This is a genomic window from Rugamonas sp. (assembly GCF_025354735.1).
Lineage (GTDB): Bacteria > Pseudomonadota > Gammaproteobacteria > Burkholderiales > Burkholderiaceae_D > Rugamonas.
Window position 1 is genome coordinate 17,784 of sequence record NZ_JANXMI010000311.1, and the last position, 21,489, is coordinate 39,272.

The 21,489-nt window shown below is 65.0% G+C and carries 23 protein-coding genes; 8 read left to right on the forward strand and 15 right to left on the reverse strand.

The annotated features are described in order from the left end of the window. Window positions 1–2 precede the first annotated feature (2 nt). The 6 genes from fdhD to Q0S71_RS25655 form a co-directional block, all read right to left on the reverse strand. Window positions 3–806 (reverse strand): formate dehydrogenase accessory sulfurtransferase FdhD, encoded by an 804-nt coding sequence (fdhD, locus tag Q0S71_RS25630; RefSeq protein ID WP_296002019.1) that lies wholly within the window; start codon window positions 804–806, stop codon window positions 3–5. A 113-nt stretch (window positions 807–919) separates the two neighbouring features. Beyond that, window positions 920–1,690: a GNAT family N-acyltransferase gene (locus Q0S71_RS25635; RefSeq protein ID WP_296002022.1), complete on the reverse strand. Its 771-nt coding sequence runs from the start codon at window positions 1,688–1,690 to the stop codon at window positions 920–922. A gap of 176 nt (window positions 1,691–1,866) precedes the next feature. Then, the gene (locus tag Q0S71_RS25640) at window positions 1,867–2,532 is read right to left on the reverse strand and encodes a hypothetical protein (protein WP_296002024.1); all 666 of its coding nucleotides are present in this window, start codon (window positions 2,530–2,532) and stop codon (window positions 1,867–1,869) included. Between the two features lie 140 nt (window positions 2,533–2,672). After that, a complete protein-coding gene (locus Q0S71_RS25645; protein ID WP_296002030.1) occupies window positions 2,673–4,127 on the reverse strand; it encodes a Ppx/GppA phosphatase family protein in 1,455 nt (484 codons plus the stop codon). Window positions 4,128–4,237: 110 nt separating this feature from the next. Further along, on the reverse strand, window positions 4,238–5,401 hold the full coding sequence (locus tag Q0S71_RS25650; RefSeq protein ID WP_296002033.1) for a GGDEF domain-containing protein: 1,164 nt from the start codon (window positions 5,399–5,401) through the stop codon (window positions 4,238–4,240). A gap of 88 nt (window positions 5,402–5,489) precedes the next feature. Then, complete coding sequence (locus Q0S71_RS25655) at window positions 5,490–5,765, reverse strand: hypothetical protein (protein WP_296002035.1); 276 nt, start codon at window positions 5,763–5,765, stop codon at window positions 5,490–5,492. Between the two features lie 240 nt (window positions 5,766–6,005). Here Q0S71_RS25655 and Q0S71_RS25660 point away from each other — a divergent pair, with 240 nt between their 5' ends. Next, window positions 6,006–6,752, forward strand: coding sequence for a transferase spermidine synthase (locus Q0S71_RS25660; RefSeq protein ID WP_296002038.1), 747 nt, complete (start codon window positions 6,006–6,008; stop codon window positions 6,750–6,752). 72 nt (window positions 6,753–6,824) lie between these two features. Here Q0S71_RS25660 and Q0S71_RS25665 read toward each other — a convergent pair whose 3' ends face one another. Next, complete coding sequence (locus tag Q0S71_RS25665; RefSeq protein ID WP_296002081.1) at window positions 6,825–7,295, reverse strand: acyl-CoA thioesterase; 471 nt, start codon at window positions 7,293–7,295, stop codon at window positions 6,825–6,827. Window positions 7,296–7,437: 142 nt separating this feature from the next. Here Q0S71_RS25665 and Q0S71_RS25670 point away from each other — a divergent pair, with 142 nt between their 5' ends. Beyond that, window positions 7,438–7,935, forward strand: coding sequence for a VOC family protein (locus Q0S71_RS25670; RefSeq protein WP_296002041.1), 498 nt, complete (start codon window positions 7,438–7,440; stop codon window positions 7,933–7,935). A 73-nt stretch (window positions 7,936–8,008) separates the two neighbouring features. Here Q0S71_RS25670 and Q0S71_RS25675 read toward each other — a convergent pair whose 3' ends face one another. The 4 genes from Q0S71_RS25675 to Q0S71_RS25690 all read right to left on the reverse strand — a co-directional run bounded on the left by Q0S71_RS25675 (window position 8,009) and on the right by Q0S71_RS25690 (window position 9,220). Beyond that, on the reverse strand, window positions 8,009–8,377 hold the full coding sequence (locus Q0S71_RS25675; protein WP_296002042.1) for a hypothetical protein: 369 nt from the start codon (window positions 8,375–8,377) through the stop codon (window positions 8,009–8,011). Between the two features lie 85 nt (window positions 8,378–8,462). Next, window positions 8,463–8,603 (reverse strand): hypothetical protein, encoded by a 141-nt coding sequence (locus tag Q0S71_RS25680; RefSeq protein ID WP_296002044.1) that lies wholly within the window; start codon window positions 8,601–8,603, stop codon window positions 8,463–8,465. A 154-nt stretch (window positions 8,604–8,757) separates the two neighbouring features. Next, entirely contained in the window at window positions 8,758–8,940 is a 183-nt protein-coding gene (locus Q0S71_RS25685; RefSeq protein WP_296002047.1) for a hypothetical protein, read from the reverse strand. Between the two features lie 115 nt (window positions 8,941–9,055). Further along, window positions 9,056–9,220 carry a hypothetical protein gene (locus Q0S71_RS25690; RefSeq protein ID WP_296002052.1) on the reverse strand — a complete coding sequence of 55 codons (165 nt, stop codon included), beginning with the start codon at window positions 9,218–9,220 and terminating at the stop codon, window positions 9,056–9,058. A 147-nt stretch (window positions 9,221–9,367) separates the two neighbouring features. On the opposite strand from Q0S71_RS25690, the gene Q0S71_RS25695 reads away from it, so the two are divergent. Together Q0S71_RS25695 and Q0S71_RS25700 are read left to right on the forward strand one after the other, a co-directional pair. Beyond that, a complete protein-coding gene (locus tag Q0S71_RS25695; RefSeq protein ID WP_296002055.1) occupies window positions 9,368–9,559 on the forward strand; it encodes a hypothetical protein in 192 nt (63 codons plus the stop codon). Between the two features lie 154 nt (window positions 9,560–9,713). After that, on the forward strand, window positions 9,714–10,529 hold the full coding sequence (locus Q0S71_RS25700; protein ID WP_296002058.1) for a TlpA disulfide reductase family protein: 816 nt from the start codon (window positions 9,714–9,716) through the stop codon (window positions 10,527–10,529). 70 nt (window positions 10,530–10,599) lie between these two features. Here Q0S71_RS25700 and Q0S71_RS25705 read toward each other — a convergent pair whose 3' ends face one another. The 4 genes from Q0S71_RS25705 to Q0S71_RS25720 form a co-directional block, all read right to left on the reverse strand. Beyond that, window positions 10,600–11,331 carry an HAD-IA family hydrolase gene (locus Q0S71_RS25705; protein WP_296002059.1) on the reverse strand — a complete coding sequence of 244 codons (732 nt, stop codon included), beginning with the start codon at window positions 11,329–11,331 and terminating at the stop codon, window positions 10,600–10,602. Between the two features lie 123 nt (window positions 11,332–11,454). After that, complete coding sequence (locus tag Q0S71_RS25710) at window positions 11,455–13,014, reverse strand: HAMP domain-containing sensor histidine kinase (protein WP_296002061.1); 1,560 nt, start codon at window positions 13,012–13,014, stop codon at window positions 11,455–11,457. A gap of 389 nt (window positions 13,015–13,403) precedes the next feature. Continuing rightward, entirely contained in the window at window positions 13,404–13,829 is a 426-nt protein-coding gene (locus tag Q0S71_RS25715; protein WP_296002062.1) for a PIN domain-containing protein, read from the reverse strand. Then, window positions 13,826–14,287 carry a hypothetical protein gene (locus Q0S71_RS25720; RefSeq protein ID WP_296002064.1) on the reverse strand — a complete coding sequence of 154 codons (462 nt, stop codon included), beginning with the start codon at window positions 14,285–14,287 and terminating at the stop codon, window positions 13,826–13,828. Before Q0S71_RS25720 ends, Q0S71_RS25715 begins: the two co-directional genes overlap by 4 nt. A 262-nt stretch (window positions 14,288–14,549) precedes the next feature. On the opposite strand from Q0S71_RS25720, the gene Q0S71_RS25725 reads away from it, so the two are divergent. From Q0S71_RS25725 to Q0S71_RS25740, 4 genes are all read left to right on the forward strand, one after another. Beyond that, window positions 14,550–15,467, forward strand: coding sequence for a LysR family transcriptional regulator (locus tag Q0S71_RS25725; RefSeq protein WP_296002066.1), 918 nt, complete (start codon window positions 14,550–14,552; stop codon window positions 15,465–15,467). 164 nt (window positions 15,468–15,631) lie between these two features. After that, window positions 15,632–16,372, forward strand: a complete 741-nt coding sequence (gene imuA, locus Q0S71_RS25730; RefSeq protein WP_296002068.1) for a translesion DNA synthesis-associated protein ImuA — start codon at window positions 15,632–15,634, stop codon at window positions 16,370–16,372. Continuing rightward, entirely contained in the window at window positions 16,335–17,774 is a 1,440-nt protein-coding gene (locus Q0S71_RS25735; protein WP_367185340.1) for a DNA polymerase Y family protein, read from the forward strand. Before imuA ends, Q0S71_RS25735 begins: the two co-directional genes overlap by 38 nt. A 2-nt stretch (window positions 17,775–17,776) precedes the next feature. Then, on the forward strand, window positions 17,777–20,935 hold the full coding sequence (locus Q0S71_RS25740; RefSeq protein WP_296002070.1) for an error-prone DNA polymerase: 3,159 nt from the start codon (window positions 17,777–17,779) through the stop codon (window positions 20,933–20,935). Window positions 20,936–21,489: the final 554 nt, after the last annotated feature.

The window sequence follows — 21,489 nt, forward strand, 5'->3', positions numbered from 1 at the left end:
GGTCAGGTGTATTCGACGTAGCCGTCCTGGCGGCAGAAGCTGACCAGCTTCATGCCCGCCTGTGCGGCGATGTCGATCGCCAGCGAACTTGGCGCCGAGATCGTGGCCAGCATCGGGATGTTCATGCGCGCCGCCTTGCGCGCCAGCTCGTAGCTGCCCCGGCTCGACATGAACACGAAGCCGTCACGCATGTCGACGCCGCGCAGCGCCAGATGGCCGATCAGTTTATCGAGGCCGTTGTGGCGCCCCACATCCTCGAACACACTGACGATGGCGCCGTCGAGCGCGCACCACGCGGCCGCATGAACGCCACCGGTGGCGCGCATCAGCGCCTGATGCTGCGTCAGCTCGCGCGCCGCGCGGGCGATGGCCGACGCAAGGTCCGGCGGCAGCGCCGGCGCGACGATGGGCTCCGGGTCGAGATCGAGCAGCGCCAGGCTTTCGATGCCGCACACGCCGCAGCCGCTGCGGCCCGACAGCGTGCGCCGCTTGTCCTTCAACTTCAGGAACGCCGGCTGGGCGATGGTCAGCTCCACTTCGGCACTGGCGCGCGCCGGCCGCACGTCGATATCGTAGATGTCGGCGCGGCTTTGCACCACGCCCTCGGTCAGCGCGAAGCCGACCGCGAACGCTTCCAGATCGCGCGGCGTGGCCATCATCACCGCGTGCGAAATCCCGTTGAACACTAGCGCCACCGGCATCTCCTCGGCGACGCAATCGACCGCGCGCGCCTGCGTGCCGGCGCGGTGCCGCACCACCTCGCGCTGCTGATATCCGACTCGCTCGATGTCCGCTTCATCCTGCATGCCATGCCCCCATTCGTCCCGATATCGGATGATACATCGGAGCGGCGCAGAAGCGCGAACGGTGCGTGCCGATACCGTTCGCGCCCTGGCAGTGGCGGTTTTAAGCGCACGTGTCAGGCCGCGATCGCGTCCGGGCCGACGCCGTAATGGCGGGCGTAGCGCGTGTCGAGATTGGCCAGCGGCAGCAGCAGGAACAAGTCGGCGCTTTCAAAATCCGGGTCCCAGGCGGGATCGCCGCAGACCCACGCGCCCGAGCGCAGATAGCCTTTCACCAGCGGCGGAATCTGCGGCTTCTGCGCCGCTTCCAGCTGGTGGATAGGAAACGGCAAGTGCGGCGTGACGCGGTATTCGGACGGCGCCATGTGCTGGCTGATCGACTGGTACACGGCCACCGCGTTGTGGCCGCCGTCGGCCAGGCTGATGCTGGCGCAGCCGACCAGGTAGTCGCAACGCTCGCGGCGCATGTACTCGGCCAGGCCGGACCACAGCAGCATGATGACACTGCCGCCGCGATAATCGGGATGGATGCAGGCGCGGCCCGCTTCGGCCATGCGGCCGCGCAGATTGTTCAGGCGACTGAGGTCGAATTCGTTTTCGGAGTAGACGCGGCCGATCTTGCGGGCGCGTGTGGCGCTCAGCAGGCGATAGGTGCCCACCACTTTGAGGGTATCGGAGTCGCGCACGATCAGGTGGTCGCAGTGCTCGTCGAATTCATCGCTGTCCAAGCCGTCTTCGCGCACCAGCGACGACAGACCCATGGTTTCGATGAATACCTTGTAACGCAGGCGTTGCACCTCGCGCAATTCTTCCGGGGTGCTGGCCATGCTCAGCACCAGTTTCGCCTTGGCGGCGCGGACCTCAGCTTGTACGATCGAATGTTGCATGCTTCATCCTTTCAGTGGGGAGACGAAGCAGAGCGTAACGATCTAATACTTCAAGGAAATGACAACTTTGTGTCATTTCGATGACTTGTTGCTAATTTTTCACAGCCCGCGCGGGCCGCCGCGCAGCGCCCGGAACGGGCGGGCAATCGCGGGCGGGCGCGCGCGGGCGGCGCCGGTCAGCCCTTCTTCGGACGACCGGTTTTCAGTTGCGGCAGCGCGGCCAGCACGTTTTGCAACGTCGCCAGATCGATCTGGCTAATCAGCGCCACGCCGATGCGCAGCAATTCGCTTTTCTTGATTTCAAAGCCGGCTTTCAGGCAGGCTTTCTTGACCTGGCCCAGCACCGCGTATTCCTGCTCCGGCATCGTGAAGCTGTCGCGCACCAGCTTTTCGCTGCCCTTGTGCTTGACGGCGTCCGTTACTTTCTCGGCCGGCTTGGCGGCGACTTTCGCAACCGGCTTGGCGGCGGCTGGCTTGGCGGCGGTGGCTTTAGGCGCGGCCTTGCTTGCGGCCTTAGGTGCGGCCTTAGGTGCGGCCTTGCTTGCAACCTTAGGTGCCGCCTTCGCTGCGGTTTTAGGTTCCGCTTTGGCTTCCGTCTTGGACGTGGCCTTGCTTGCCGCTTTAGGCGCTGCGCCTGCCGGCTTGGCGGCGCTCTTCGCGACCGCCTTGGCGGCGACCGGCTCGGCTTTGGCCGCCTGCGCCTTCACCGCTTTAGCTGCGGCCGCCGGCTTGGCGGCGGCTTTCTTGACCGGGGTCTTGATGCTGGAAACCGGCAGCGCCGCTGCCTGGCCGTTGGCGATGGCCGGCGTTGCGGCGGCTTTGATCGGGGTCGTTTTGCTCATGCTTGCTCCATTAATTTTGAATAAGTATAAACAATATATACTATTTCCAAAAAATGCGCTTGAGCAATATCAGATGTCGTGCGAACTATCGGTGCAAACGATATAAACGATTTACAAAAACCGCCAAACCCGCCGTCCCGTCAGGCGTTGGCCCTGATGCTGAAGTCTATCCCCACCTCGTCCCACAGCTCCTGCTCCTTCTCCATCCAGTACGCCACGGTCGGATGATCGCTCACCCAGTCGCGCCGGATTTCGAGTTCGATGCGGCTCTTCATGCGCAGTTTCAGTTCGCTGAAATCGAGCTCTATGCGCGAGTGCATGAACAGGATCGCCAACCGCAGCGCCACCACCGCCTTCAGGAAGTCGGGATCGGCCAGCGCCTCGACCACCTTGCGCAGATTGCCCTTCTGCGCCAGGATCAAACGGCTCATGGCCTTTTGCTCGCGCGTGGTGAAGCCCGGCAGGTCGGCGTTTTCCACCATGTAGGCGGCGTGCTTGTGGTAGCCGGTCTGCGACACCGCCAGCCCCACTTCGTGCAGCAGCGCGCTCCAGTACAGCAGCCGCGTGTAGGTGTCGGAGCCCGGCTTCATCTGCGCGTACAGCGCCACCGCGTCGTCGGCCACGCGGCTGGCGCGCGCGGGGTCGACGTGGAATTTCTCCAGGCAGCCGCGCACCGACTGTTCGCGCCGGTCACGTTTGGTCGAGCGCAGGTACAGGTCCCACATCACGCCCATGCGCAGGCCGGCTTCGATCGGTTCGACCACCGCGATATCGAGTTCGTGCACCAGCGCGATCAGGATCGCCAGCCCGCCGATGATGGTGCCGGCGCGGTCGGGCCGCAGGCCGGCCATCTCGATGCGGCTGACGTGGCCAAAGTCGATGAAGCGCGCTTTCAGCGCGTCCAGGCTGGCGGCGTTCACTTCGCGCCCCAGGTTGTTCTTGACGATGATGTCGGCGATGGTGCGCGCCGTGCCCGACGAGCCGTAGCAGCGCTTCCAGTATTGCGGGTGATACGGCGGCGCGGCGTCCTCGAAGTGGCTGCGCGCCGACAGGATGGCCGCTTCGAACGAGGGCGCGTCGACGCGGCCGCCGACGAAGAACGACAGGCTTTGCTTGACGGTGCCGATGCTGAACGATTCGACCCGCTCGATTTCCGCGCCGCGCCCCAGTATCAATTCGGTCGAGCCGCCGCCGATGTCGATCACCAGCCGCCGTTCGACCGGCTGCGCGATGGCGTTGGCCACGCCCATGTAGATCAGGCGCCCCTCCTCCTCGCCGGAGATGATTTCGATCGGGTAGCCGATGGCTTGTTCGGCGGCCGGCAAGAAGGCCGCGCTGTTGCGCGCCACCCGCATGGCCGACGTGGCGACGACGCGCACGGCGTCGAGCTGGTAGCCGGCCAGCGCCACGCGAAAACTTTTCAGACAGGCCAGCGCGGTCTGCATGGCCGCCTCGCTCAGGTTGCCGGCGGCGTCGAGGCCGGCGGCCAGGCGGATCGGCTCGCGCATACTTTTGAGCACGCGGATCGCCTCGCCGTCATGCTTGCCGATGTGCAGGCGAAAACTGTTGGAGCCCAAATCTACCGCAGCGTACATACTAGCCTCTCTCTGTTAATGACCACGCAGGCTGTTAAATCTGAATGAGTAAAATCGACGGTAAGCGCCGTCGGTGACGCCTTGATGACATGCGCTATCGTGCGCGGCGCCTAGACTTCCAGCATGCTGGCGGCGCGCGCCTCGACCACCCGGTCGCGGCCGTCGCGCTTGGCCTGTTGCAGCGCCTCGTCGGCGCGCTTGAACAGGCTCACCGTGCTGTCCTCGGCCCGGATGGTCGTCACGCCCAGGCTGGCGGTCAGGTTGATGACGGCGCGCTCGGTCTTGACCGGCAGCGCGGCGACGGCGTTGCGGATACGTTCGGCCACCATCAGCGCGTCCTCCAGCGAGGTGCGCGGCAGCTGCACGGCGAATTCGGCCCCGCCCAGGCGGCCCATCATGTCGCTGTCGCGCAGCTGTTTTTTGCAGACGTCGACCATTTCCTTGAGCACGGCGTCGCCGACCGGATGGCCGTAGCTGTCGTTGACGCGCTTGAAGTGGTCGAGGTTCAGGATGATGAGCGAGGTCGGCATGCCGGGCCGGCGCGCCAGCGCCATCCACGGCGTCAGCGCCTGGTAAAAGCCGCGCCGGTTCGGCACGTCCGTCAGCGGGTCGACCACGGCCAGCCGCGCCAGTTCGGCCTGCAGCCGTTCGCGCGTCAGCAGCAGATAGCCGAAGCCGTTGGTCAACATCATCAGGTAGAGCGCGGCCAGCGCCGTGGCCCGCACCATGTCGGCGCTGATCCAGCTCCAGCCGTCGGGCAGCAGCACGGACAGCGCGCCGCGCCCGGCCACCAGCAGCGTCAGCGCCAGCAACGTCAGCACCAGGTAGCGCCGCAACATGCTGCCGCCGCGCCAGGCCAGCGCCAGCGCGACCACGCCGGCCGCGCCAAAGCCGGCCACGCTCAGCGACGACAGCGCCGCGCGCAGGCCGGCCGACATGTCGAGGCCATAGCCGGCCAGGAACAGCGCCACGGCCGCGGCCAGCGCCGGTGCCAGGTAGCGCCGCCAGACCGGGCGGCCGGCATCGTCCCACAGGGCCGAGGCGTCCAGCGCCATGCCGGCGAACAGCAGGCCGTTGGCCAGCGCGATGGTCAGCAAGTCCGACAGCGTGCCGCGGAAATACAGCAGCAGCCAGGCGGCCGCCTGCAACTGCTTGGCCAGCGCCCAGGTCGACTGGCTCAGCGACTTGCGGCTGTCGTACTCAAAAAAGAACAGCGCGGCGCACAGGCTCAGATGGCCCAGCGCCAGCGCCAGTATCAATGTTTTTATATCCATGACGATCGATGCGTGTCGTTGCCAGTCGTTGCGTAGAAAAAGCTACGGCGCAGCCGCGGCCGGGAAGCGCACGCGCCCGCGCCGACGTTCAGACTTCGTGTTCGACGTTGCTGCTGCCGTCGCCCATCTTGCTGGCCCAGGCCCGGGCGAAAAAGGCTTTTTCATCCTCTTCCGGCGCCTGGTGCCAGAACACGATCAGCGTGCCCTTGTGGTCGTGCAGCTGGGCGAATTTTTCGATGAAGCCCTGCTTGCCGGCGACGTCGGCCAGCGCCACCGCGTAACCGTAGACGCGGGTCAGCCGCTCCAGCCGGTCCGGTTCGGTGGAGCTGTTGGTGGCGGTCAGCGTCGGGTGGTCTAAGAACATCTTTCTCTCCAAGGTCTCGCCGCCAGCGGGCTGGGGCGCAATTAGTGTGGCCGGGCGCGCGCTTCGTGGTCGGCGCTGCTGCCCAATGTACCTACAAATTTTCGGTCTGTATACGTGTGTCGCGGCCGCTTTGCGCCATGCGCCACAAGGCGCTCCGCTGCGCTAGAATGGCTGCGGCGCGACGGCATTGCCTGAGCTTATCAGAAATTCTTACTTAGCAACAAGCAAGCTGAACCAACCATGCCCCCTGCCCGCGATCCCGCCCCGCCGCCGCTGGTCCACACCGAGGGCGACCGCCGCTCGCTGCAATTCAAGCCCGGCATGATACAGAGCGAAATGCGGCTGTCGCGCCCGGACCAGCTGGTGCTGACCTATGTGCGCGCGATGATGTGCTTCACCCTGTTCCAGCGGCGGCCCGAGCATATCGTCATGGTGGGACTGGGCGGCGGTTCGCTGGTCAAGTTCTGCCACCGCTACCTGCCGCACAGCCGCATCACGGTGCTCGAGTTGCGCGCCGACGTCATCGCGCTGCGCGAGCAGTTCGCCATCCCGCCCGACGACGGCCGCCTAGCCGTGATCCACGCCGACGCCACGCACTACCTGGCCGGGCTGACGGCCGCCGCCGACGTGCTGCTGGTCGACGGCTTCGACGCCGACGGCATGCCGCCGGCGCTGGGCAGCGCGCGCTTCTATACCGACTGCCGGCGCGCGCTGCGGCCCGGCGGCGTGCTGGTGGCCAATCTGTTCAGCTACGATCCGCACTACCGCGCCACCTTGCAGCGGCTGCGGCTGACGTTCCAGAACCGCCTGTGCTGCTTCCACGGCATCGCCGGCAACAACCGCATCCTGTTCGCCGTCAAGGGCGGCGCGCCGTCGCCGGCGCTGGCCATGCAGCGCCGCGTGGCACGCTGGCAGGGCCTGTGGCTGGCGCCGCTGAACCGGCTGCTGGCTTATTGGGTGGTGCGGCGGGTGCGGCGCGGCGGCTGAAAGAGAGCAATGCGACGGCGCGGATTTTATGGCAGCCGCGCCCATGCATCAACCCACCAACCCGTCCACGCATCATTTGGCGCGCTTGGCACCGTGCACCATCTGGCGCGACTGCTTGCGCAACTGCGCCTGCTCGAAGCGCAGCTTCTGCTCCTCGGTTTCCGGCACCAGCGTCGGCACTTCGACCGGCTTGCGGTTGGCGTCCACCGCCACCATCGTGAAGTAGCAGCTGTTGGCGTGGCGCACCAGGCGCTGCTGGATATTTTCCGTCACCACGCGTATCCCCACTTCCATCGACGTGCGGCCCGTGTAATTGATCGACGCCAGGAAGGTCACCAGTTCGCCGACGTGGATGGGCTGTAAAAACATCACCTGGTCGACCGACAGCGTCACCACGTAGGCGCCGGAATAGCGGCTGGCGCAGGCGTAGGCCACGCTGTCGAGATATTTGAGGATGGTGCCGCCGTGGACGTTGCCGGAAAAATTGGCCATGTCGGGTGTCATCAAGACCGTCATCGACAGTTCGTGGGCGGTCCAGTTCATCGGTGTTTCCATGGCGTTTCCAGTCAGGTGAGGTCGGTTCAAGAGGAACACATGCTATCCGCTCCGGACGATACGGGCAATAGCGCGGCGGCCGGGAAAACTGTTTATACTGTTTTCACCGCCAACGACCACGGAGAGAGCCATGAAAAGCCTACGCAAAATCACGCCCTGTCTGTGGTTCGACGGCCAGGGGCTGGAGGCGGCGCAGTTTTACGCCGGCATCTTCCCCGGCTCGAAGGTGGGCGCGGTCTCCCGCTACGGCGAGCAGGACGCGGCGCGCCATGGGCAGCGGCCCGGCAGCGTGCTGGCGGTGGCGTTCGAGCTCGACGGCCAGTCCTTCACGGCGCTCAACGGCGGGCCGCAGTTTCCCTTCACGCCCGCCATTTCCTTCCAGGTCAATTGCGAGACGCAGGATGAGATCGACCACTATTGGGAACGCTTGTCGGACGGCGGCGATCCCGAGGCGCAGCGCTGCGGCTGGCTCAAGGACCGTTACGGCGCGTCGTGGCAGGTGGTGCCGACGATATTGTCGGACATGTTGTGCGGCAGCGACCAGGTGGCGGCGCAGCGTGTCATGCACGCGCTGATGGAGATGGGCAAGCTCGACATCCAGCAGCTCAAGCGCGCCTACGCCGGATAGTTCGATGGGAGCCGACGTGATTCGGGGCCAAGACCGTGGTCCGACCCCGATGGCCGCCGCAGCTTGATCCGCCTTACATGCCCTGGGCGGTGATGTCGGCCAGCGATTCGCGGCCTTTTTCGGTGATGTCGTAGCCGCCGTCGTCGGGACGCGGCAAGACGTGGGCTTTTTTGCCGAGGAACATGGCGACGTCGGCGTCGAGCTTGACACCGGCGTCGGCGGCCACGGCGCGCAGGCCGAGGATGCAGCGGCGCAAAAAGATCGCCTGCTGGCCTTTGTCGGTCAGCGAGATGCGGCCATTGTGGGCGATGCTGAACAGCTTGAGCCCGGCCAGGCGCTTGGTGTTGCGGCCGATGCAAGCGCTGACGCGATCGCCCTTGATACCGCGCGCGACTTCGTTGAGCGCGTCATATTCGTCTTGCGTTAATTTCTCGTTCTTCATTACCTTTTTCCATAAGAGACAGCTTCGGCCCTCATGGTACGCGTCCGGCACGGCAACGGCAAGGTAATGCGTCCGCGCGCGCCGCTTACTTCAGCGCGCGGATCGCCATCCACACCAGCCCGATACTGGCAAACGCACACAGGCACAGCACCGCTTGCGCCCGCTTGCTGCGCAGCACCGCGCTGCGACGACCGAGGTAGATTTTGTCGTGTAAGGAACTGCCCATTTTGGCCTCCGTGAACATGCGTGAGATGTCATGGCTCAATTATAGGAAGTCTTCGATGACGGCCGTGTGACAGTCCTCACAAATATTAAAATTTGTATCTGTCGAGCAACGCGATTTGTTTCTTATCAATAGCCGGCTGCCAATATTTCCCGGCTCACGTTTGCAGCGGCGGCGCCGGCGGCGTCGGCTCCTCTATGGGCGCCTGCTCGGGCAGCGGCATTTCGTCGGGCGGCGGATCTTTTTCGGGCTGGGGCGGCGGGCTGTCGGGCTCCGGCGTCGTGTGAGTCCGTTTTACAACAGCACGGTCCAGCAGGATGGAATGGTCGGTCGCGGTCATGATGGCTCTCCTCTGTAAAAAAATGCAAAGATGCTAAACAGTTATCGTGACCGGATACACATCGGGCGCGTTCTTGAATTATCAAGGGCCGATTTCAAGGCGCGCGCCGGAGCCCTTATTTCAGGCGAAAAACGGCATCGACGGTCTGCGTCATCTTGACCGTATTGAGGCTCATGAAATCCTTGGGGTCGCTGTTCGGCGGCGGCGCGACATAGCGATAAGTGTCGGACGGCACCAGGCCGATCGCCGTGCTGAGATTGCGCAACTGGCCCGACGACACCGCCGTCACTCCTGAGAAAGTGGAGTTTGCAGTATCCGGTAATTTTTACAAATTAACAATTGTGAAAATTACACTTGGAAAAATATTGAGGGTCGCCATTTGTTTTTTTGCAATTCCGATTAGTCGCCCCTTCAGCCAAGGGATATCATGCTCGCCCCCAAAGCGCCGCGCTCCCCGCTCAGCACCAAGCCCAACGTCGTCCAAATCGTCAGCCAGAAACAGACCGGCGCCGTCGACCCGCATTTGTTGATCGTCGAGAAAAAACCGGCCAGGCCAAAACCGGTCGAGGCGGTCGCGCAGGCTGAAGTCCTGCCGTCGGACTCGCCGCGCGCTTTATAGCCGCGACTTGGCCGCGACCTAGCACCTGGCGGAAACTTGGCGCCATCGTAACGGCAACTGAACGGATGGCCGCCGCGAACTGGGCCGGGGAAACGGTTAAGGGCCTTTTAAGCGGACGCCTCAACAATGGCGGCTTTTCATTTTGGACACGCGCATGTACAACATCACTGTCGGCCCGCTGACGCTCCCCACCAGTTATGTGCTGATGCTGGCGGCGCTGCTGCTGGCGATTGCGGTCGCGCATCTGAGCGCGCGTCCGCGCAAGCTGCCGGTCGGCGCCGTGCTGACCGACGCCGCGCTGGCCGGCCTGCTGGTCGGCCGCGCCGCTTTCGTGCTCTTGTGGTGGAAGCAGTACAGCGCGGCGCCGTGGAGCATGATCGATATCCGCGACGGCGGCATCGCGCCATGGCCGGCGCTGGCGGCGGGACTGGCGCTGGTGGCGTGGCGTTGCCGGCGCCAGGCGCCGCTGCGCCGGCCGCTGGCGCTCGGCGTCGCGGCGGGGCTGCTGATGTGGCAATTCGCCGGCGGCGCGGCACTGTCGAGTTCAACGGCCTCGGCGCGGCGGCCCGACCTCGCGCTGACCGCACTGAGCGGCGAGAGCACCACGCTGGCCGCCGCCGCGCATGGCAAGCCGGCCGTGGTCAACCTGTGGGCCAGCTGGTGCCCGCCGTGCCGCCAGGAGATGCCGATGCTGGTCGATGCCCAGGCCGGTCAAGCCGACCTCGCCTTCATCTTCGTCAACCAGGGGGAAAGTTTGGCGGCCGCCCTGCCCTTCATCGCGCAACAGGCGGCCATGTCCAATGTGCTGCTCGATCCGCGCGCCGCCGTGGGCCGCGCGGTCGGGTCCAGCGCGATGCCGACCACCCTGTTCTACGACGCCGGCGGCAAACTGGTCGACATGCATATCGGCGTGCTGTCGGCGGCCACGCTGGCCAGCAAGCTGGAAAAGCTGCGCGCCGCCGGCCATTGATGTGGGCGCAAGGCGGCGCCGGCGACGGTGGCGGCCGCCTGATTCATCCGCTGTAAGCCGCTTAGATCCCCTAATCCGCGCCCGCCAGCGACAGGCTCAGCCAGCCGCCTTCCGCCTCGCCCACGTTCACGCTCAGGCCGGTGTAATCGACGATGCTGGCGTGCGGCGTCGCCATCGGCTGCGCATGGGTCGCGGTGACGACCACGACTTGCGCGCCGGCCGCCACGCCGGCCGCGATGCCGACGTGGGCATCCTCGAACACCAGGCAAGTGGCGGGCGCCACGCCCAGCCTGCTGGCCGCCAGCAGATAGCAGTCGGGCCGGGGCTTGCCGGCGCCGACATCGTCGGCGGTGACCATGGTGGCCGGAATCGGCAAGCCGGCCGCGTTCAGGCGCCCGATGGCCAGTTCGCGCGGCGCCGACGTGACGATGGTCCAGCGTCCCGGCGGCAGCGTGGCCAGGAAGCGGGCCGCGCCCGCCACTTCGACGATGCCGTCGGTGTCGACGATTTCGGCGCGGGTGATGGCATCGGCCTCGGCCTGCGCGTCGACGCCCGGCAGGCCCAGCCGGGTGACGGTGTCGACCGCGCGGGCGCCGTGCATGGTCGGCAAAAAGGCCGCCAGATCGAGGCCGTGGCTCAGTGCCCACCGGCCCCAGATCCGCTCGGCGGAGGCGATGGAGTTGAGGATGGTGCCATCCATGTCGAACAAAAAGGCCTGATAGCGGCCCGTTGGAATGTCCGCCACCGGCGATGGCCGGTCCGGCGCCGGTGCGCGGGGATGGCTGGAAGTCTGCATGGTCATGGTTCAATATCCCTGGAAGTGCCTTCGGCGCAGCACCTTGCTGCGCGGACATGCTACGCCTATTCTCCCGCCCTTGCCAAGCAGGCCGGCGCGCGGCAGGCCGGCGGGCCGGAACGGCGCCGCTCAGGCCACCGCCAGTTGCTGCGGCGCGCTCAGCGGTATGGTGATGGCGAACACCGTGCCGCGACCCTGCGTGCTCGACAGCGTGATGCCGCCGCCCAGTATCTGGTCGACGATGTTGTGGGCGATGTGCAGGCCCAGCCCGCTGCCGCCCTGCCCCAGCCGCGTCGTGAAGAAGGGCTCGAACACGCGCTCCTGCATGGCCGCCGGTATGCCCTGGCCGTCGTCCGTGACGCGGATGGCGACGCCGCGTCCCTGCCCGGCGAGGCCGGCGTTGAGGGTGATGGTGCCGGCCGCGCCGTCGGCGTAGCCATGGACGATGGCGTTCTCGATCAGGCTGGCGATGACTTGGCCCAGCGGCCCGGGAAAGCTGTCGAGCATGATCGCGGGGCCGGCCTCGCACACCAGCTTGCACCCGCTGCGCTTGAGCAGGGACTGCAAGGTCAGCTGCGTTTCATGGATCAGCTGGTCGAGCGCGAACAGCCGGCGCTGCGAACTGCTACGGTCGACCGCGACCTGTTTGAAGTTCTGCACCAGCTCGGCGGCCCGTTGCAGGTTGCGGGTCGCGATGTCGGCCCCCGTCTGTACCGACACCAGAAATTCATCGAGCGAGGAACGGCGCATGGGTCCGGCCAGCTTGCTGCGGAACAGCCCGATCTCGTCGCTGAGCGTGCTGACCGCCAGCAAGCCGTTGCCGACCGGCGTGTTGAGCTCGTGCGAAATGCCGGCCACCAGCGAGCCGAGCGCCGCCATCTTTTCCGCCTTGACCAGTTCGGCCCGCGTATTGCCGACGATGTCACGTACCGCCGCCAGCAACTGGTCGGACTCGCCGTCCGCGCTGGCGCGCGCGTGCTCGCTCCAGGTGCCGGCAGCGATCTTGCGCGTGATGCGGATGGCATCGTGCAGCGGCTCGGCGATGCTGCGCCGCACCGTGTTGAAGATGAACACGAAAATGAGGACGGTCAGCGCGAACACGCCGATCAGCTCGGCCGTCATCGCATCCATGCGTCCGTGGGCGAGCGCCTCGTCGCTGCGGTTGCGCCGCTGCGCCAGCGTGATCACCTGTTCGATGACGGCGCGCTGACTCTGGTACAACTGGCCCAGCGTGACCAGGGCGGCGGCGGCCGCCGCGCGGTCGTCGCGCTGCAAGGCCGGCACCAGCGCCGCGAACGCGGTGCGGTAGAATTCCTGCGCCAGCGCATGCGACTGGCCGAGGAATTTGAGCGCCAGCTCGCCGTCCAGATGCGCGTTCTGCCAGTAGCGGTAGCGCCGCGTGTAGGCCGCTTCAAGCTGGCGCAGCCGCGTCGTCAATTCCTGCCGGCGCGGCGCGGCGCCGGACTGCGCCATCTGCAAGGTCACCAGATACGATTCGAGCAGATACTGCGGCGGCGGCAAGATGTCCGCCACCAGATCCTCGCCCTGCATGATGCGGCTGTAAATCGGCCCGTTGACGCGGATTTCCGACAGCGTCGCATACACGATGGCGCCGCACAGCGCGAAGCACGCCAGTGAAAACACCAGCAAGATACGGAAACGCTGTTCGATGCTCAGTTGTTTCAGCACGAAACACTCCCGTTGTCGCCGCGCCCGGGCGCCACGCTCATGGTCGGCACGCCTTGCGCGCGCGGAGCAAATTCATGGGAAGCCCTATCGGTGGCGATGGCGTCGATACTGCTGCTGGCGGCGGAGGCGGGGCCGGGAAGGGAACCACATCGTGCATTGGGGCAGACGCATTGTTAGATCGCGCCAGCATGCCGTTCACATTGATTTTACGCCGCAACGGTAAATACCGAGGAAGGAATTGCTTCCCCATATGAGATCGTTGCAATTGAACAACCGGATGCACGGTTTTCCGCGCCGGGGGCAAGGCGGCATGACGTGGGAGGTATCGGAGCGCAGTCCGCTTGCCGATGAGCGAACTGAATGAATAAATTTGCCAGCAAAAAGCGGCGCTAAGGTCCCGGCGCTTTGATATTGATTGCTGCGCCGTCCACAACGTCATATGGAACGCGCACGGTTAATCCCTCGCCGCCGAAGTCGACAGGGTTGCGGGTGATGACAAGGCGGCCCTGGGATTCAGCTGTCGCGCGGATGATGCAGTCAAGCAGTTTGATCTTGGGCGGCGTCGTCAGGCTGTGGCCGCGTATTACCGCAGTGCGCTCCATGATGTCATCGTTCGGATGTACCACGCGGATGCCGGCGGCCGCCAGCAAAGCATTGAAGGATAGTTTGCTGGCCGAGTCCATCTTGCACGCTACTTCCATCCAGGTGATCGAGCTGATGATGGCGTCATCGTAGTTGCTCAACTCCACGACCGCTGCTGGCATGCCGGCGAAGTTGTCGATCAGGATATTGGTATCAAAGAGAACTATTGTCATTCCCCACGCACTTCGCGCTGGTACTCAACGCCATCCTGCGGCTTGGTCGGATCATCTTTCCAGATTCCATGCATGCCCATGATGGCGGCCAGGCGCTGTGCGTGCGCGGCGGCGCTGTTGATCGGGACGATATTGGCGTTAGCTACCGCCACGGCTATCTTTGCCGCCGCTGTTGGTTCTGCGTGTACAACGGTTTGATGCCGCCGCGGCGACACCTCGACGGCGCGATTGCCGGCATGCCCGATGATAAGCAGCTTGCATCCCTTCATGCGCATCATGCGCGCAGCGGCCCCCCTGATCCAAACCGGACGGGTTTTCACTTTCCTGGGCGGCTTTGTGGTGAGCACTTGCAGCAGTTGATTACTAGTCCAGTGATTCGGATCGATCTGCCGAGCTCGCACGGCAGCCCGCACCCGCGCCATTTCGTGATCGTCCAGTTCCACGGTAAGTTGCGCCATGACATACCTCATGTCAGCTATCGGTCTGGGTAGTGTATAACATTTAGGCAAGGGCGACGCCCGACAGGCGACGAATACGCGGTCGCCGCCAGTGCCCGCTTGCCGTGGATGATCGTCGCGGCGCGCAATGGCCGTGTCCGGACAACCGTGACATGATCCGCAGCCGGCCGCCCCCTGCCGCCCCGCCGCGCAGAGTAAAATACAGCACTCTTCAGACCAGCGCAGACCAGCGCGCACAGGCGTATCGCACACCGGAGCTTACATGGATCGATTGCAGGCGATGGAAGTGTTCATCCGCGTGGTGGACACGAACAGTTTTACGAAAGCGGCACACACGCTGAACCTGCCGCGCGCCTCGGTCACGAACATCATCCAGAATCTGGAGGCGTATCTGAAGGTGCGCCTGCTGCAGCGGACCACGCGGCGATTGAACCTGACGGCCGACGGCGCCAGCTACTACGAACGCTGCGTGCGGGTGCTGGCGGAGATCGATGAAATCGAAAGCGCGTTTTCCGCCACCAAGGTGATCCCGCGCGGCCGGCTGCGCATCGAAACGTCCAGCCCCATCGGCAAGATGATTATGTTGCCCGCGCTCGACGATTTCCACGCCCGCTATCCCGAGATCGAAATGACGCTGGGCATGAGCGACCGCCGCGTCGACATCATCGAGGATGGCGTCGACTGCGCCATCCGCGTCGGCTCGCTGATCGATTCGAACATGGTGGCGCGGCGCCTGGCCGGCTTCCATTTCCTGACCGCCGCCACGCCGGCCTATCTGGAGCGGCACGGGGTGCCGCGCACCTTGCAGGAACTCGACGGCCATGTCGCCGTCAAATACATCTCGGCGCGCACGTCGCGGCCGATGGAGCTGCGCTTCGTCGTCGACGGCAAGGAGGTCGAGGTCAAGATCCCCGGCACCTTCACCGTCAACGACGCCGAGGCGCATATCGCCATGGGCTTGAAGGGACTGGGCCTGTTTCAAATTGCCCGCATGTTGGCGCTGCCGTATCTGCAATCGGGACAACTGGTCGAGGTGCTGCCGCAGTGGAAGCCGGCGGCGATGGAAACCTCACTGATCTATCCGCAAGACCGCCACCAGTCGCTGGCGCTGCGCGCCTTCATCCAGTGGATGATGGAACTGTGCGCCCAACATCCGCTGCTCGCCGGCCCGGCGGAATAAACCGCGCCGCGGGTGTTGCGTAGACGTTGCGCAGGCGTTGCGCAACCATCCCGCAGCAATCACCCCGCACGGCCACCGGCTTCCCACGCACACCAAATCATCCTTGCTTTTCACCCGGCCTGAGAATTATACTGTATAAAAACACAGTATAAGGTGACTCCGACATGCTTGCCCCGCCCCTCACTATTACCGCCGCCGCGCAAGCGGGAGCGCCAGCATTGCGGGATGTATGGCGGGCGAGTGAGCTTGCCGTTTCGCGGTCGACCACTTGCAGCACCGGCCATGGCGCGCTGGACGCCGAGCTGCCCAATGGCGGCTGGCCCAGGTCGGCGCTGGTGGAACTGCTGGTCCAGCAGCATGGCATCGGTGAAATGCAGCTGCTCAAGCCCGTGCTCGCTTCGCTATCCGGTCAACAGCGGGTGGCGCTGATCGGGCCGCCCTACCTGCCACACGCCATGGCATGTCGAGCCTGGCGCGTCAACGAACGCAACGTCCTGTGGCTGCGCCCGGCCAGCTCCGCCGACGCGCTGTGGGCCGCGGAACAGATACTGAAAAACGGCAGTTGCGGCGCCGTGGTGCTGTGGCAATCGAACGTCCGCGCCGAGTCGCTGCGGCGGCTGAATTTGGCGGCCCAGTCGACGGACACCTGGCTGTGGCTGGTGCGTCCGCTGGCGGCCGCCGCCGATGCCTCGCCGTCATCGCTGCGCCTGGCGCTGCGGCCCGCCTTGCGCGGCGTTGCCGTGGACATTGTGAAACGCCGGGGCCCTCACTGCGAGTCCCCCATTTTCGTTGCGCTCGCCGATATGCCTGCCGGCCGCGTGTTGGACCAAGACCATCATGAAACTCTTATTCGTCGTCTACCTGCCATTGCTGCCGCTGGAAGCGTTGCGGCCGCGCTGGTCTGAACCCGGCCCCTACGCCGTCATCGACCAGGACCAGGTGATGACGATGTCGGCCGGGGCTGCCCTCGGCGGCGTGCGTGCGGGCATGCGCAGCGGTGGCGTGTCCGCCGTGGCGCCGAACACCGTCATGCTTGAGCGCGCGCCGGAAAAAGAAGAGCTGGCGCTCGATGCCATCGCCTCGGCCTTGATGCAATACACGCCGGAGCTTACCTTTCAAAGCGACTTCTCCATCCTGCTCGATGTCAGCGCCAGCCTGACCCTGTTCCGGGGAGCGCACGCGCTGTGCTCGCGCGTGATGCGCACTATCGCGACACTGGGCTTCACCGCGCAACTGGGCGCCGCGCCTAGCGCCGAGGGAGCGTGGCTGCTGGCCCGAAGCGGGCGCAGCAAGGGCTTGCCGCTGCGCCGCCGCGTGCTGTCGATGACGAGCATGCGGCGGCGGCTGGCCCTGCTGCCTTGCGGACTCATGCCTGCGGCCGCGCCATTTCACGGCTGGCTGAACGACATCGGCGCCAGACGCATCGGTGCGTTGCGGCAGTTGCCGCGCGCGGGGCTGTTGCGGCGCACCAGCAAGGAACTGCTAACCACGCTGGACCGCGCCTTTGGCGAGGCGCCTGAAATGTTCGAGTGGATCAAGCCGCCACGCCGGTTCTCGGCCCGCATGGAGACCTTCGACCGCGTCGAGCATGCCGACGCGCTGCTCCATGGCGCGACCCGGCTCATCCTCCAACTGGTGGGCTGGCTGACCTCCCTCCAGCAAGCGGTTCGTGTGTTCACCTTCTACCTGGAGCACGAGCGCGGCCATGCGGCGGTGGCGCCGACCGCGCTTGAAATCATGCTCGCGGAACCCGCATGGCACGAGGGCCATTTGATACGGCTGCTGAAAGAGCGCCTGGGCAAAGTGGCGCTGTCGGCGCCGGTCATCGCGCTGCGGCTTGAAGCCGTCAAAATCGAAGCGATGCTGCCGCCCAACGCATCGCTGTTTCCGCAGCCCGGCGGGTCACCGCAAGACTACCATCGCCTGCTCGAATTACTCACGGCCCGGCTGGGCCCTGAAAATGTACTGACACCGGCCGATGTGGACGATTGCCGTCCTGAAGTCTGTAATGCCTGGCTGCCCGCCACCGCCAAACGGCCCGCCACGCCAGTCGAGGAAATTCTGGGCGGCCGGCCGTTCTGGCTCTTGCCCAAGGCAATACCGCTGCTGATGCGCGACGAGCGCCCCTTCTATGGCAGCCCATTGAAAATCGTGAGCGGCCCGGAGCGGCTGGAAGCGGGCTGGTGGAACGACCAGACCGTGGCGCGGGATTACTACGTCGCCCAAGGTAGCGACGCCAGCTGCTATTGGATTTATCTTGAGCGCGTGAAAGACGCGCGCTGGTATCTGCATGGATTGTACGCCTGAGCATGGCCACCCTTCCCCCACCAGCGCCGGTGTTACCCGACTATGCGGAACTACAAACGTTCTCGCACTTCACGTTTCTGCGCGGCGCCTCGGCTCCCGAACAGCTGGTCCAGCGCGCCCACAGCCTGGGCTACAAGGCGCTCGCGATCACGGATGAGTGCTCCCTCGCCGGTGTGGTGAAAGCCCACATCGCGGCCAGGCAACTGGAGATCGACCTGATCATCGGGAGCCAGCTGACCATCACGCCCGAAGACGGCAGCGCGCCGTTCAAGCTGATAATTCTGGCGATGAACAAGAACGGCTACGGCAATCTCAGCGAGCTCATCACCGTGGCGCGCATGCGCGCCGACAAAGGCACTTACCTGCTGCGCCCGCGCGACATCGCGACACCGGTCGGCGACCTGGCGCACCTGCGCGGCCTGCCCGACTGCCAGTTCATACTGGCGCCCCGCTATTGCGCCTCCCATGAAGCCGTCGCGCGCCAGGCGGCGTGGCTGGTTCAGCTGGCGCCCGGCCGGGCCCGCATCGCGCTCACGCTGCACCACCGCGTGCGGGACGACAGCCACAGAACCCTGGTCAGCCGGATCGCCGATGAGTTCAGCCTGCCCGTGGTGGCCACCGGCGATGTGCGCATGCACCTGCGGTCCTGCAAACCCCTGCAGGACACGATGACGGCGATACGGCACGGCGTGCCGGTCGCGCAGTGCGGCTACAAGCTGGCCCCCAACGCGGAACAGCATTTGCGCTCGCGCGTCCGGCTCGGCAATCTGTATCCGCGCGAGGCGCTGGCTGAGTCGGTGCGGCTGGCGCGACTGTGCACCTTCTCGCTCGACGAGCTGAGCTACGAATACCCGCACGAGCTGGTGCCGGAGGGGGAAACGGCGACCACATATTTGCGCCAGCAAGTCTACATCGGCGCGCACTGGCGCTATCGGCTCGGCATCCCGGACCATGTGCAGGCGCTGCTCGAGCGCGAACTCGATCTCATCGCGGAACTGCGATATGAAGCCTATTTCCTGACCGTTTTTGACATCGTAAGGTTCGCCCGGTCGCAGCAGATCCTGTGTCAGGGACGCGGGTCGGCGGCCAACAGCGCGGTCTGCTATTGCCTCGGCGTCACGGAAGTCGACCCGGCGCGCGGCACCTTGCTGTTCGAGCGGTTTTTGTCGAAAGAGCGCAATGAGCCGCCCGACATCGACATCGATTTCGAGCACCAGCGCCGCGAGGAGGTGCTCCAGTACGTCTATCAAAAATACGGGCGCATGCGCGCGGCCCTGACGGCGGTGGTCATTTCATACCGGCCGAAAAGTGTGCTGCGCGACGTCGGCAAGGCGCTGGGCGTGGACCTCGGCATCGTCGACAAGGTCGCCAAGGTATCGCATGGCTGGGGCGGCAAGTCGGACCTCCGGGAACGCCTGCTCGCTTGCGGCTTCGACCCCGACTCGGCCATCGCTGAAAAATGGGCCGCGCTGGCGGACATGCTGATGAGCTTTCCGCGCCACCTGTCCCAGCACCCGGGCGGATTCGTCATCTCGCACACCAAACTTTCGCGCCTCGTTCCCATCGAAAACGCGGCCATGGCGGACCGTTCCATCGTGCAGTGGGACAAGGACGACCTCGATGCCGTGGGCTTGCTGAAAATCGACCTCCTCGCCCTGGGGATGCTGAGCTGCATCCGGCGCGCGCTGGACCTCGTTTCCGAGCAACGCGGGCAGCGCTTCGACCTTGGCGACGTCCCGGCCGAGGATGCGGCCACCTACGACATGATTTGCCAGGCCGATACCATCGGCGTTTTTCAGATTGAATCGCGGGCCCAGATGTCGATGCTGCCGCGCCTGCGTCCGCGCACGTTTTACGACCTCGTCATCGAAGTCGCCATCATCCGGCCCGGCCCCATCCAGGGCGGCATGATCCATCCCTACCTGCGCCGCCGCCAGGGCCTGGAGCCGGTGACCTATCCCAGTCCTGAAATTAAATCGGTCCTGGAGCGCACCCTGGGCATTCCGATTTTTCAGGAACAGGTCATGAGCATCGCGATGGTGGCGGCCGGATTCTCGGCCGGCAGGGCCGACGCCCTGCGCCGCGCGATGGCCGCATGGAAGCGCAAAGGCGGGCTCGGTCCGTTTGAGAGCGACCTGCTCGCGGGCATGACGGAGCGCGGCTACACCAGCGAATTTGCGACATCGATCATTGCGCAAATCAGGGGCTTCGCGGAATATGGGTTTCCCGAGTCGCATGCCGCCAGCTTCGCGCTGCTGGCCTATGCGTCGAGCTGGCTGAAATGCCACGAGCCAGCGGCGTTCCTGGCCGCGCTGCTGAACTCGCAGCCCATGGGCTTTTACTCGTGCTCCGCGCTGGTCCAGGACGCCCGCCGCCATGGCGTGGAGGTCAGGGCCGTCGATGTCGGCGTCAGCAATTGGGATGCATCGCTTGAACCTGTCGGTCCCGGCCTGCAAGCGGCGGTGCGGCTCGGCCTCAATACCGTCAAGGGCTTCGAGCAGGAGGCCGCGTGGCGCGTTGAAGAAGCGCGCGCCGTCCGGGCGTTCAGCGACACCACCGACCTGGCCGCCCGCGCCAGCCTGAACACCGCCCACCTGAACGCGCTGGCCAGCGCCAATGCCCTCGCATCGCTGTCGGGCAATCGCAGACAGGCATTGTGGCAAGCGGCGGTCTCCGTGCCGGAGCAGGGATTGCTGCGGGCCGCCACGGTGCTTGAAGATTTCGTGGAACTGGCCGCGCCCACCGAGGCCGAAAACACGGTGGCCGATTATCGCCACCTCGGACTCACCCTCGGCCGCCACCCGCTGACCTACCTGCGCGAGCGCCTGTCGGCAATGCGCTTCATTCCATCGGACGTGTTGCATGGCTTCGCGCACGGCCAGCTGGCCCGCGGCTGCGGCATCGTCACCGTGCGCCAGCGGCCGATGACGGCAAAAGGCGTGGTCTTCATCACCATCGAGGATGAGGCCGGCACCGTCAATGTCATCTGCTGGGCCAGCTTGGCGGAGCAGCAACGTCGCGAAGTGATGGGCGCCTCGCTGCTCGGCGTCTACGGCATCTGGCAGTCTGAAAACAATGTCCGGCATCTGATCGCAAAGCGGCTCGTGGACCTGAGCCATTTTCTGGGCGAGCTCGACACGCGCAGCCGGGATTTTCATTAAGGGCGTTCGCGGCCAGGAGCGGAGGACTTTTATCACCCGACGAAGGGCAATCCGCCCGGCCTTCAGCCGTTCCGGCGCGCCGGAGCGCAGTCGATAAAAACGACACCAACGAATTAAAGCGGAATTTATCTTGCTTGCGGGTAATTCATCCGATAATATCGATTTAATCAAATAATTTGATTAAATTGATTAAATCAATTATTTCAATTATTCAACTGCCGGCACCGGCAGCTGCGTATCACCGCCACCAGGGGAGCATTCCGTGAAAATTTTACCCATCGCTTTCGCCTTCGCCACTACGATGTGGGCCTCGACGCATACGGCGCTGGCCGCTGATGCCGGGTCGTCCTTACACGTCAACCTGAGCGCCAGCAAAGTCGTCGCACGGCCAACGGCACGGAGTTGCTGCAGCCGGCGCCCACCTTGCGCGCCGGCGACGTCATCGAATTCCGGCCTACGGCACCTCGGGCCCTTACCTGCTGGGCAAACCGGGATTGGTCTCCAATAGCGAGCAGGTCGAGATCATCACGCGCGATCGCAACGAGCCCGCGGTC

Coding starts and splice junctions, on each gene's coding strand:
- Q0S71_RS25675 (WP_296002042.1), bottom strand. CDS start 8,377: ATGAAGAACGAGAAATTAACGCAAGACGAATATGACGCGCTCAACGAA.
- imuA (WP_296002068.1), top strand. CDS start 15,632: ATGCTTGCCCCGCCCCTCACTATTACCGCCGCCGCGCAAGCGGGAGCG.
- Q0S71_RS25685 (WP_296002047.1), bottom strand. CDS start 8,940: ATGACCGCGACCGACCATTCCATCCTGCTGGACCGTGCTGTTGTAAAA.
- Q0S71_RS25635 (WP_296002022.1), bottom strand. CDS start 1,690: ATGCAACATTCGATCGTACAAGCTGAGGTCCGCGCCGCCAAGGCGAAA.
- Q0S71_RS25715 (WP_296002062.1), bottom strand. CDS start 13,829: ATGACAATAGTTCTCTTTGATACCAATATCCTGATCGACAACTTCGCC.
- Q0S71_RS25660 (WP_296002038.1), top strand. CDS start 6,006: ATGCCCCCTGCCCGCGATCCCGCCCCGCCGCCGCTGGTCCACACCGAG.
- Q0S71_RS25650 (WP_296002033.1), bottom strand. CDS start 5,401: ATGGATATAAAAACATTGATACTGGCGCTGGCGCTGGGCCATCTGAGC.
- Q0S71_RS25695 (WP_296002055.1), top strand. CDS start 9,368: ATGCTCGCCCCCAAAGCGCCGCGCTCCCCGCTCAGCACCAAGCCCAAC.
- Q0S71_RS25655 (WP_296002035.1), bottom strand. CDS start 5,765: ATGTTCTTAGACCACCCGACGCTGACCGCCACCAACAGCTCCACCGAA.
- Q0S71_RS25720 (WP_296002064.1), bottom strand. CDS start 14,287: ATGGCGCAACTTACCGTGGAACTGGACGATCACGAAATGGCGCGGGTG.
- Q0S71_RS25670 (WP_296002041.1), top strand. CDS start 7,438: ATGAAAAGCCTACGCAAAATCACGCCCTGTCTGTGGTTCGACGGCCAG.
- Q0S71_RS25645 (WP_296002030.1), bottom strand. CDS start 4,127: ATGTACGCTGCGGTAGATTTGGGCTCCAACAGTTTTCGCCTGCACATC.
- Q0S71_RS25700 (WP_296002058.1), top strand. CDS start 9,714: ATGTACAACATCACTGTCGGCCCGCTGACGCTCCCCACCAGTTATGTG.
- Q0S71_RS25680 (WP_296002044.1), bottom strand. CDS start 8,603: ATGGGCAGTTCCTTACACGACAAAATCTACCTCGGTCGTCGCAGCGCG.
- Q0S71_RS25705 (WP_296002059.1), bottom strand. CDS start 11,331: ATGACCATGCAGACTTCCAGCCATCCCCGCGCACCGGCGCCGGACCGG.
- Q0S71_RS25725 (WP_296002066.1), top strand. CDS start 14,550: ATGGATCGATTGCAGGCGATGGAAGTGTTCATCCGCGTGGTGGACACG.
- Q0S71_RS25640 (WP_296002024.1), bottom strand. CDS start 2,532: ATGAGCAAAACGACCCCGATCAAAGCCGCCGCAACGCCGGCCATCGCC.
- fdhD (WP_296002019.1), bottom strand. CDS start 806: ATGCAGGATGAAGCGGACATCGAGCGAGTCGGATATCAGCAGCGCGAG.
- Q0S71_RS25665 (WP_296002081.1), bottom strand. CDS start 7,295: ATGAACTGGACCGCCCACGAACTGTCGATGACGGTCTTGATGACACCC.
- Q0S71_RS25740 (WP_296002070.1), top strand. CDS start 17,777: ATGGCCACCCTTCCCCCACCAGCGCCGGTGTTACCCGACTATGCGGAA.